This window comes from Streptomyces sp. NPDC002328 (assembly GCF_042890065.1).
Lineage (GTDB): Bacteria > Actinomycetota > Actinomycetes > Streptomycetales > Streptomycetaceae > Streptomyces.
On the sequence record NZ_JBIARQ010000024.1, the window covers coordinates 17326 to 27513 of the forward strand.

9 protein-coding genes are annotated in these 10188 nt (G+C 73.0%); 2 read left to right on the forward strand and 7 right to left on the reverse strand.

Features of this window, described 5'->3' with window-relative positions:
- Window positions 1–12: 12 nt before the first annotated feature.
- Genes glgC through ACFYX4_RS36315 form a run of 3 tightly spaced genes read right to left on the reverse strand, consistent with a single transcriptional unit; the run spans window position 13 to window position 3301 of the window.
- Entirely contained in the window at window positions 13–1233 is a 1221-nt protein-coding gene (gene glgC, locus ACFYX4_RS36305; RefSeq protein WP_389342988.1) for a glucose-1-phosphate adenylyltransferase, read from the reverse strand.
- Between the two features lie 51 nt (window positions 1234–1284).
- The gene (glgA, locus tag ACFYX4_RS36310) at window positions 1285–2484 is read right to left on the reverse strand and encodes a glycogen synthase (RefSeq protein WP_389342991.1); all 1200 of its coding nucleotides are present in this window, start codon (window positions 2482–2484) and stop codon (window positions 1285–1287) included.
- Window positions 2485–2524: 40 nt separating this feature from the next.
- Window positions 2525–3301, reverse strand: a complete 777-nt coding sequence (locus ACFYX4_RS36315; protein WP_389343191.1) for a (2Fe-2S)-binding protein — start codon at window positions 3299–3301, stop codon at window positions 2525–2527.
- Between the two features lie 228 nt (window positions 3302–3529).
- Between ACFYX4_RS36315 and ACFYX4_RS36320 the strand changes: the two genes are divergently transcribed.
- A complete protein-coding gene (locus ACFYX4_RS36320) occupies window positions 3530–5035 on the forward strand; it encodes a DMT family transporter (protein ID WP_389342994.1) in 1506 nt (501 codons plus the stop codon).
- On the opposite strand, the gene ACFYX4_RS36325 is transcribed toward ACFYX4_RS36320, so the two are convergent.
- A complete protein-coding gene (locus tag ACFYX4_RS36325; protein WP_389342997.1) occupies window positions 5025–6275 on the reverse strand; it encodes a transglycosylase family protein in 1251 nt (416 codons plus the stop codon). The genes ACFYX4_RS36320 and ACFYX4_RS36325 overlap by 11 nt on opposite strands.
- A 325-nt stretch (window positions 6276–6600) precedes the next feature.
- On the opposite strand from ACFYX4_RS36325, the gene gndA reads away from it, so the two are divergent.
- A complete protein-coding gene (gene gndA / locus ACFYX4_RS36330) occupies window positions 6601–8040 on the forward strand; it encodes an NADP-dependent phosphogluconate dehydrogenase (RefSeq protein ID WP_389343000.1) in 1440 nt (479 codons plus the stop codon).
- Between the two features lie 436 nt (window positions 8041–8476).
- Here the strand turns inward: gndA and ACFYX4_RS36335 are convergent, their stop codons facing one another.
- The 3 genes from ACFYX4_RS36335 to ACFYX4_RS36345 form a co-directional block, all read right to left on the reverse strand.
- Window positions 8477–8824 carry a GNAT family N-acetyltransferase gene (locus ACFYX4_RS36335; RefSeq protein WP_389343003.1) on the reverse strand — a complete coding sequence of 116 codons (348 nt, stop codon included), beginning with the start codon at window positions 8822–8824 and terminating at the stop codon, window positions 8477–8479.
- A 31-nt stretch (window positions 8825–8855) separates the two neighbouring features.
- Window positions 8856–9275 carry an aspartate 1-decarboxylase gene (panD, locus tag ACFYX4_RS36340; RefSeq protein WP_389343006.1) on the reverse strand — a complete coding sequence of 140 codons (420 nt, stop codon included), beginning with the start codon at window positions 9273–9275 and terminating at the stop codon, window positions 8856–8858.
- Between the two features lie 192 nt (window positions 9276–9467).
- Window positions 9468–10151: a DUF6193 family natural product biosynthesis protein gene (locus tag ACFYX4_RS36345; RefSeq protein WP_389343009.1), complete on the reverse strand. Its 684-nt coding sequence runs from the start codon at window positions 10149–10151 to the stop codon at window positions 9468–9470.
- Window positions 10152–10188: the final 37 nt, after the last annotated feature.

Below are 10188 nucleotides of genomic sequence, written 5' to 3' on the forward strand. Positions count from 1 at the left end.
GGCGGATTAAGTTCAGGACACCTGTCGGCCCTTGCCCAGGGCGATCACGCCGCCCTTGGACACGGTGTACAGCTCGGCGTCCCGCTCCGGGTTCACCCCGATGGTCGCGCCGGGCGGGACCTCGACGTTCTTGTCCAGCACCGCCCCGCGCACCACCGCGCCCCGGCCGATGTGGACGTTGTCGTGCAGGATCGAGCCCTGGACGACCGCTCCCGGGTCGACCAGGACGCCCGGCGACAGCACCGAGCGGGTGACCTGCCCGCGGATCAGGCACCCGGAGCTGATGATCGACTCGCTGGCGATGCCGCCGGCGTTGAAGCGGGCCGGGGACAGCTGGCCCGAGTGGGTGTAGATCGGCCAGCTGCGGTTGTACAGGTTGAACGCGGGGCGCTCGGCGATCAGGTCCATGTGGGCGTCGTAGTACGCGTCGAGCGTGCCGACGTCACGCCAGTAGCCCTGGTCGCGGGTGGTCTCCCCGGGCACGTGGTTGGCGCTGAAGTCGTAGAGCCGGGCCTCGCCGCGGTCGGTGAGCTGGGGCAGGATCGAGCCGCCCATGTCGTGCACGGACCGCTCGTCCTCGGCGTCCCGCTGGAGGGCCTCGATGAGGGCCTTGGTGGTGAAGATGTAGTTGCCCATGGAGGCGAACACGCACTCCGGGTCGTCCTCCAGGCCGGGCGGGTCGGCGGGCTTCTCCAGGAACCGCTCCACCGTCTGCCCGTCCGAGCCGGGCGTGATCACCCCGAACGCGGAGGACTCCGCGCGCGGGACGCGGATCCCGGCCACGGTCACGCCGGCCCCGCTGTCGATGTGCTGGGTGAGCATCTGGCGGGGGTCCATGCGGTAGACGTGGTCCGCGCCGAACACGGCGACGTACTCGGGCCGCTCGTCGTAGACCAGGTTCAGCGACTGGAGGATGGCGTCGGCGCTGCCGAGGTACCAGCGCGGGCCGAGCCGCTGCTGCGCCGGGACGGGGGTGATGTAGTTGCCGAGCAGGCTGGACATCCGCCAGGTGGTGGTGATGTGCCGGTCCAGCGAGTGCGACTTGTACTGCGTGAGGACGCAGATGCGCAGGATGTCGGCGTTGACGAGGTTGGACAGCACGAAGTCGACGAGCCGGTAGGTTCCGCCGAACGTGACCGCTGGTTTGGCGCGGTCGGCGGTGAGGGGCATGAGGCGTTTGCCCTCTCCGCCCGCCAGCACGATCCCGAGCACCGAAGGCCCACCACGACGCATGGCCGCTCCCCTCACCCTGCTTGATCGATGGCTGCCCCCGGCCGGGGGGAGCTAAGCCTGTTTGAGGATCTCCTCGTACAACCGGACGGTGCGCCGGGCGACGGCGTCCCAGCCGAACTCCTCCACCGCGCGGACCCGTCCGGCCTCGCCCATGCGGCGGGCGGCCCCCGGGTCGCCGAGGACGGCGTCCAGGGCCCGCGCGAGGCCCGCCTCGAAGGCGGCGCCCCCGTCCGCGCCGGCGTCCCCTTCGGCCCCTTCGCCGAGGGGGACGAGCACGCCGGTCGTGCCGTCCTCGACGACCTCGGGGATGCCGCCGACCCGGGAGGCCACGACGGGCGTGCCGCACGCCATCGCCTCCAGGTTGACGATCCCGAGCGGCTCGTACACCGACGGACACGCGAAGACGGCCGCGTGGGTCAGCAGCTGGATCACCTCGGGGCGGGGCAGCATCCGCGGGATCCAGTGCACGCCGTCCCGGGCCCGGCTCAGCTCCTCGAACAGCTCACGGAACTCCCGGTCGATCTCGGGCGTGTCGGGCGCGCCCGCGCACAGCACGACCTGCGCCGCCGGGTCGATGTCCCGGGCGGCGCGCAGCAGGTGGGGGACGCCCTTCTGGCGGGTGATGCGGCCGACGAACAGCACGAACGGGCGGTCCGGGTCGAGGCCGATCCGGTCGAGGGCGTCCCGGCCGTGGTCGGGGCGGTACAGGGCGGTGTCGATGCCGTTGTGCACGACGTGCACCCGCTCGGGGTCCAGCGTCGGATAGCAGGCGAGGATGTCCTCGCGCATCGCGCCGGACACGGCGATCACCCCGTCGGCGGCCTCCACGGCGGTCCGCTCCGCCCAGCCGGACAGCGCGTAGCCGCCACCGAGCTGCTCGGCCTTCCAGGGGCGCAGCGGCTCCAGCGAGTGCGCGGTCACGACGTGCGGGACGCCGTACAGCTCCTTGGCGAGATGGCCGGCCAGGTTGGCGTACCAGGTGTGCGAGTGGACCAGTTCGCGGCCTTCGAGGGCGGCGGCCATGGCCAGGTCCACGGAGAAGGTGCGCAGCGCGTCGTTGGCCCCGTCGAGCGCGGACCAGGGCCGGTGGCGGCGCACGCCGGCCGCCTTCTCCTTGAGCGAGCCCTCGCCCCAGCAGTGCACGTCCAGGTCGACGAGCTCCCGCAACTCGCGGGCGAGGAACTCGACGTGGACACCCGCGCCGCCGTACACGTCCGGGGGATACTCCCGGGTCAGCAGTCCCACACGCACCCGGAACCCCCATCTCTCAGCGGCCGGTCTCCTTTCATGGTCACTCAGACGGGCCGCGCACGGAAGAGCGCGGGGCTCGTGGGAAGCAACAGTCGCCACACACGCTTCCCCCAGGCACCCGGTAGTAGAGGCAGCAGCTGCGGCGGCGGAAGGCGGTGCCGGTGAGGGTTCCGGCGCCGGCGAGCAGGGGGTGGGCGAGGAGTTCGGCGGTGAGGGCCCGGCCGCGGTCGGCGGCGTCCCCGCGGCCGTGGGCGCGTGCCCAGGCGTCCAGTTGGCGGGCCGCGCCGGCCAGTGCCGAGGCGGCGTTGCCCCGCAGGAGGCCGGGGGCCACGGGGGTGCGGGCGCGCAGGGCCGCCGACAGGGGTTCGAGGTGACCGTCCAGGACGGCCGCGGCGAGGGCTCCGGCGTCGCCGGGCCGGGGGCGGACCTCGGTGAGCCACAGGTCGTCGGGGGCGCTGCCGTCCGGGTCCCAGCGCAGCAGCCGCGGGTCGAGGTCGGGCAGCGCGCCGTACAGGGCGGCGCAGCCGAGCGCGACGGACCAGAGGCGGGCGGCCAGCCCCTGTTGGGCGACGGAGGCGGCGATCCGCGTCTCGGGGGCGCGCAGGGCGCGGGCGACCTTGCGGACGCGGAAGGCGAGGGGGTCGGTGTGGGAGTCGCCGGCTTCGGGGGGCGGTGTGCGGTAGGCCCGTGCGAGGGTCGGCGGGGGCGCGGCTCCGGCGGGAACGGGAACGGGGCCGGGGACGGGGCCGGGGCCCGTGCGCAGGGCGAAGAACGGGCCGAGCGGGCGCAGGGCGGCGAGGCCGGGGTCGAGGTCCACGATGTGCAGTAGTACCAAGGGGTGTAGGGGGTCGGGATGAGGGGGATCCCGTAGGCCTCACCCACCCTGGGGAGGACTGTGGTCCCGTAGTACTCCATCGGCAGTATGAGCCATTGAGTGCTCAGGGACGACGACGGGAACAGATCCGCACGGCATCGTGTTGTCCATGAGAGCCGACCCTTCGCCGCGCCGGGCCCCGAGCCCCCGCCTCACGCAGAGGAGCAGCTCATGAGCGCCCTCGCGTTGTCCGTGGTCCTGTCCCTCGTCTCCGCGGTCGCCTACGCGGCCGGGGCGATCGTGCAGGAGCGCGTCGCGGAGTCCTCGCCCACCGAGCAGTACGCGCCGCTGCGCCGGCCGGGCTGGTGGGCGGCGGTGGCGCTGAACGGTCTCGGCGGGCTGCTGCACGTGGTGGCACTCGCCTACGGTCCGCTGAGCCTGGTGCAGCCGCTGGGCGCGCTGACGATCGTGGTCGCGCTGCCGATGGCGGCGCTGTTCGTGGGGCGCAGGGCCGGGGCCACGGCGTGGCGCGGCGCGATCATGGCGACGGTCGGTCTCGCCGGTCTGCTGTCCCTGGTCGGCACGGCCGACGCGCAGTCGCTGAACACCCCGCAGCGGGTGGCCGCGGCCGTCGTCACCGCCGGCGCGGTGGTGGCCCTGATGGTCGCCGGGCGCGCCGCGCACCGGCACCCCGCGGTGCGCAGCATGCTGCTGGCGACCGGGTCCGGCGTCGCCTTCGGCATGTCGTCGGTGTTCACCAAGACGGTCGCGGTCGACTGGTCCGACGGCGTCTCGGCGGCCGACGTGCCCTCCCTGGCCGTGATAGGCGTGCTGGCCACGGCCGGCATGCTGCTGTCGCAGGCCGCCTACCGGGGCGCGGGCCTCGCGGCTCCGCTGGCCACGCTGACCGTGGTGAACCCGGTGGTGGCCGCCGCGGTCGGCATCACGATGTTCGGCGAGACCTTCCGCTACGGCACGACGGGGACCGTGCTCGCCCTGGGCTGCGGAGTGGTGGCGGCGGGCGGCCTGATCCTGCTGACGACGGAGCGGCTCGCGGCGGAGCACCACGGGACGACGGCGGCCTCGCTGGAGCCGGGGGCGGCCTTGCTGGAGCCGGGGGCGGTGCGGGTCTCGGGGGACGCGTCCGGGGTCGTGTCGGGGTCTGTCTCGGGAGTCGTGTCCGGGGCTGCCTCGGGGGCGGACTCCGGGTTCGTCTCCGGGTCGGTCTCGGGGGCCGTCTCCGGGTCCGCCGACGAGGTTGTGCCGGGGTCCGCGCGGCCGGTCGTCGAGCCGGCGGGGGCGGTGCCGGTGTCGGTGGGCGCGGTGCCGGTTGCGCGCGAGTCGGCCCTGCGGGCGTCGGTCGCGCGGGCGTCCGGCGCGGACTGGTCGTCGGCGGACAAGTCGCTCGCGGAGAAGATCCTCGCGGGTGCCTCCCTCGCCGGGCGGCTCGAACAGGCGCTGGAGGACATCCGGGACGGCGTCAGGGATGGCGTCCGGGACGGCGTCAGGGATCGTGTCCGGGAGGGCGCGCGCGTACCGGCGCAGGCCGTCCCGGAGGAGCCGTCGGACGTGCTCGTGCCGGCGCGGCGGTCCGCCGAGGATCCGGTGGCCGTCGCTGCCGACGGCCCCCAACCCCCGCCCCTGTACGGGCCGTTCTACGGCGGCACCTACGTCAGCGCGTACGGCGGCGGTGCCGTGCCCGTCCTGGACCGGCACCGCGTACGGATCAAATCCTGACGCCGCCGGCCCGCAGATAGGCCACGGGGTCGATGTCCGACCCGAAACCGGGCCCCGTCCGCACCTCGAAGTGCAGATGCGGGCCCGTGCTGTTGCCGGTGTTGCCCGAGCGGCCGATGCGCTGGCCGGCGCCGACCGACTGCCCGTCCCGTACGGAGATCGCGGAGAGGTGCGCGTACTGCGAGTAGCGGCCGTCGGCGTGCCGGACGACGACCTGGTAACCGAAGGAGCCGCCCCAGCCGGCGGTGACCACCGTGCCCGAGGCGACGGCCTTCACCGTAGTGCCGGTGGGCACCGGGAAGTCGACGCCGGTGTGGTAGCCCTTCGACCAGGAGGAGCCGCTCGCGTGGTACCGCGTCCCGAGGTCGGCGCTGACCGGGGCGACGAAGGAGTGCCCGGTGGACGTCCTGCGCTCCGGGGCCGGGTCCGGGGCCTTCTTCTTCGGGGGCGCGGCGGGGGGCTTGGCCTTGGCGGGGGCCTTGCTCTGCGCGGCGGGCTTGCTCTGGGCCGGGGGCTTGCTCCGGGCGGGCGGCTTGCTCTGGGTCGGAGGCTTGACGCGCGCGGGAGGCTTGGTCTGCGCGGGGGCCTGTCCGTCGAGTCTCAGCCGTTGCCCCGGCATGATCAGGTCGGGGTCCGTGCCGATGGTGGACCGGTTCGAGGTGTACAGCCGCTGCCAGCCGCCGCGTACGTCCCGCTCGTCGGCGATGCCGGAGAGGGTGTCGCCGCGCACCACCGTGTACATCTCGGCGGTGCCGGCCCGCGACTGGGGCGTGGACTGCGGCTGGACGTCCTTCAGCGTGCTCTTGGCGGACTTCTTGGCCGCGGCCGGGGTGCCGCCGGGCCGGATGTCGGGGGTGTCGCCGCCCCGCTCCAGGCCCGCCCGCACCGAGCAGACCGGCCAGGCGCCGGGCCCCTGGCCCTCCAGCACCTTCTCCGCGATCGCGATCTGCTGGTCCTTGGTGGCGAGGTCGGCCCGCGGGGCGTACCGGGTGCCGCCGAACGCCTCCCAGGTGGACTGGGTGAACTGGAGTCCGCCGTAGTAGCCGTTGCCGGTGTTGATGTCCCAGTCGTTGGTCGACTCGCACGCGGCCACCTTGTCCCAGGTGTCCACGTCGGCCGCCTCGGCGACGCCCGTGCCCATGAGCGGGAGGGCCATTCCGGCGCCGCCCGCCGTGACGGTGAGCGAGGCCCGGTTGATCCTGTTCGGCTGATACCGGCGGTGCCGACCGCGTACGGCCATGGAGGTCCCCCTCGACATTGCGTCAGGAGCGGCAAAAGTAAAGGCCGCCAACAGGCCATGACAAGACGACTATCGGCCGCGCTGTCTCAACTCGACCGGGATGCGCCCTTGTTGTGCGACGCCTGGGGCGGAGGGGGCGATGGCCGCGCTTTCCCGGACGTGTTTCCGGCCCGGCCACCGCATGTCTCCGGCCCGCGCCGCGGCCCGCGTTCCGGCCCGCGTTCCGGCCCGTCGTCGCGCGTCGGAGACGTGCGGTGGGCGGGCCGGGGCGTCAGGATGGTCGGCGGGAACCTGCCAGCACCTGATTCTTGAGGAGCCAAACGGTATGAGTACGTCAGCCCAGATCGGCGTCACGGGACTCGCGGTCATGGGCCGCAACCTCGCCCGCAACTTCGCGCGCAACGGTTACGCGGTCGCCGTGCACAACCGGACGTCGGCGCGGACGCACGCGCTGGTGAAGGAGTTCGGTCACGAGGGCGAGTTCGTGGCGGCCGAGACCGCCGAGGAGTTCGTGGCGGCGCTGGAGAGGCCGCGCCGTCTGGTGGTCATGGTGAAGGCCGGTGAGCCCACGGACGCGGTGATCGAGGAGTTCGCGCCGCTCCTCGAACCCGGCGACATGATCATCGACGGCGGGAACGCGCACTTCGCGGACACCCGGCGCCGGGAGCGCGAACTGCGCGAGCGGGGCATCCACTTCGTCGGCGCGGGCATCTCCGGCGGCGAGGAGGGCGCGCTGCACGGGCCTAGCATCATGCCGGGCGGCTCGAAGGAGTCGTACGCGTCGCTCGGTCCGATGCTGGAGAAGATCTCCGCGAAGGCGGCGGACGGGTCGCCCTGCGTGACGCACGTCGGCCCCGACGGCGCCGGGCACTTCGTGAAGATGGTCCACAACGGCATCGAGTACGCCGACATGCAGCTGATCGGCGAGGCGTACCAGCTGCTACGGGACGTGGCCGGGTACTCCCCCGCGCAGATCGCGGAGGTCTTCCGGACCTGGAACACCGGGCGGCTGGACTCCTACCTGATCGAGATCACCGCCGAGGTGCTGTCGCACGTGGACGCGGCGACCGGGAAGCCGTTCGTGGACGTGGTGGTGGACCAGGCCGAGCAGAAGGGCACCGGCCGCTGGACCGTGCAGATCGCGCTGGACCTGGGCGTCCCGGTGTCCGGCATCGCGGAGGCCGTCTTCGCGCGGTCGCTGTCGGGTCACGCGGCGCTGCGGGACGCCTCGCGCGGGCTGGCCGGTCCGAAGCCGTCGACGCTGGACGAGGCGGAGGCGGCGGCCTTCGCCGACCAGGTGGAACAGGCGCTGTACGCCTCGAAGATCGTGTCGTACACGCAGGGCTTCCACGAGATCGCCGCGGGCAGCGAGGAGTACGGCTGGGACATCGACCTCGGCGCGGTCTCCGCGATCTGGCGCGGCGGGTGCATCATCCGGGCGGCCTTCCTCGACCGGATCCGCGCGGCGTACGACGCGCGGGCGGACCTGCCGAGCCTGCTGTCCGACGGGACGTTCGCCTCGGAGATCGCCGACGCGCAGGGCGACTGGCGTGAGGTGCTCGTCGCCGCGACCCGGCAGGGCGTGCCCACGCCGGGCTTCGCGGCGGCGCTGGCGTACTACGACGCGCTGCGCGCGGAGCGGTTGCCCGCGGCGCTGACGCAGGGACAGCGGGACTTCTTCGGCGCGCACACGTACCGCCGGGTGGACCGGGAGGGCGCGTTCCACACGCTGTGGGGCGGCGACCGGTCGGAGGTCGAGGCGTAGCCCTCCGGGGGTACGGCCAGATGACAGACGGGGCGTCCTGGGCGGAGTCTTCGCGCCCAGGACGCCCCGTCGTCCGTCACGTCACGTCGTCCGTCACGTCACGTCGTCCGTCACGTCACGTCAACGGCGGGCCCGGCTCCGGCGTGGGGACGGGCTCCGGGCCCGGCGGGATCGGCGACGGATCCGGCGTCGGAGGAACCGGGGTCGGAGGAACCGGGGTCGGCTCGGGGCTCGGCGTCGGGTCCGGGCCGGGAGGCGGCTCGGGCGGGGGCACCGGCGTGGGGTACGGCCCCGGGCCCGGGGTGGGCCCGGGCGGGACGGGGTCGGGGTGCGGGTTCGTCATCGTGTCCTCCGGCCATGGGAAACGTCGGCTCTGGACTCCTTCCCCCGCGTACCCGGCGCCGACGCGGACAGTCACCCGGCGGTGGCGGCGGGCTCAGAAGCGGCCGGGGTGGGCGCGCAGCCAGTCCTTGGCGGCGTCGAGCAGCGCCGGGTCGGCCGCCGGGGCGTCCTCGGGGTGGCGTTCGGCCCACTTCACGACGTACGGGCACAGGGGCGCGACGACGACGCCCTCGCGGGCGGCGACGGCGTACAGCTCGCGCGCCAGGGAGCCGGCGATTCCCTGCCCCTCGTGGGCGGGCTCGACGATCGTGTGCACCGGGACCAGGGCGCGCCCGGGCGACTCCAGTACGAAGTACTCGATGCGGCCCACGACTTCGTCGCCGGCGCCGAGGGCTTCGAGACGGCCGGCCGTCCGGTCGTCGCGGATCCGGATGTCGCTCATGGGCACGCTCCTGGTGTGACGGGTGCGAGGGTCAGGCGGAGACCGCCTGCGGGCTACGCTCCTGGTCGGAGCCCGGTACCGGCTCCGAGGGGTCGGCCCCGAGGGCCACGATCCGGTTGTCACGGTCCACGTGCACGACCCGCGGCCGCAGGGCACGCGCCTCGGCGTCGGTCACCTGAGCGTAACTGATGATGATCACCAGATCGCCGGGGTGCACAAGATGAGCGGCGGCCCCGTTGATCCCGACGACACCCGAGCCACGCTCCCCCTCGATGACGTACGTCTCCAGCCGCGCCCCATTGGTGACGTCGACGATGTGCACCAGCTCACCGGGCAGCAGATCGGCGGCGTCGAGCAAGTCGGCGTCGATGGTCACGGATCCCACGTAGTGCAGGTCGGCCTGGGTGACGGTGGCTCGGTGGATCTTGGACTTGAACATGGTACGCAGCATTCAGCACTCCCGAAATCCGCTCCCTGCCCGCTTTTTTGCAGGTCAAGGGCTGTTCTCTCAGCCTACAGCGGCTCACTCTCCGTCTGATGTCCGCCGCTCGGACGCCGAGTGCCGCCAGAGTATGGAACGGTGCCCCGGGGCCGCATCGAGATCCAGGTCACTTCACATCGGGCATGAGAGGAGCGGGGAAGATTACGAGGGCGCCGGCCCCAGAAGAATGAGCACGGCCACCAGCGCCTCTTCCAGCGAGGTCACCTCGTGCTCGGAACCGTTCGGGTTCGTGGAGCCGACTCGATAGCCGCCGTCGGTCCGGGGGATGATCCGGAATTCCTCCGATGTCCTGTCGTAAGGGTCCCTGCTGAGGATCAGGGAGCCGTGGCTGAGGACAGGGAAAAGCGTTCGGAGTCGGGGCTCCGCGTGAGCCGCCCGCAGCAGCGGGCGTTCCGCCACATACTCCTCGTGCGCGAGCAGGCGCTCCCATTGGGCGACGACCGGGGTCCCGTCCTCGTACGCCTGCGCCATCGCCGTACAGCTCATGAACGGGAAGCGGTCGTGCAGCTCCCTGAGCGTGGCGCCCCGACGCCAGGCGTCTGTCACACCGACGAGCTGGTGGAGATCGTCGGTACCACCGGTCGTCCACACATGGGCATCGTCGGCGATGGTGATGGAGAACCATCGTTCGTCCGCGCCAAGACATACCGAGACCGTGCCCCTGTCCGCCGGCAGCGCGGCGGCGGTGAAGCGTCCGTGGCCCCGCCTGCCGGGCTCCGTGCGGATCTCTCCCAGGTCGACGGAGTCCGTCCGTGCCGTGTGAGACATCGCCGAGGCGAGGCCGCCCAGCCGGATGAGATCCGGGTACAGGTCACCGTTCAGCACGTCAGAAGCTTCCGCTGCCCCGCTCACGCGATTCCTC

What these genes read in the sequence shown, in the direction of transcription:
- ACFYX4_RS36335 (WP_389343003.1), bottom strand. Translation starts at nt 8,824, where the DNA reads ATGAGCGACATCCGGATCCGCGACGACCGGACGGCCGGCCGTCTCGAA.
- ACFYX4_RS36325 (WP_389342997.1), bottom strand. Translation starts at nt 6,275, where the DNA reads ATGGCCGTACGCGGTCGGCACCGCCGGTATCAGCCGAACAGGATCAAC.
- ACFYX4_RS36320 (WP_389342994.1), top strand. Translation starts at nt 3,530, where the DNA reads ATGAGCGCCCTCGCGTTGTCCGTGGTCCTGTCCCTCGTCTCCGCGGTC.
- glgC (WP_389342988.1), bottom strand. Translation starts at nt 1,233, where the DNA reads ATGCGTCGTGGTGGGCCTTCGGTGCTCGGGATCGTGCTGGCGGGCGGA.
- gndA (WP_389343000.1), top strand. Translation starts at nt 6,601, where the DNA reads ATGAGTACGTCAGCCCAGATCGGCGTCACGGGACTCGCGGTCATGGGC.
- panD (WP_389343006.1), bottom strand. Translation starts at nt 9,275, where the DNA reads ATGCTGCGTACCATGTTCAAGTCCAAGATCCACCGAGCCACCGTCACC.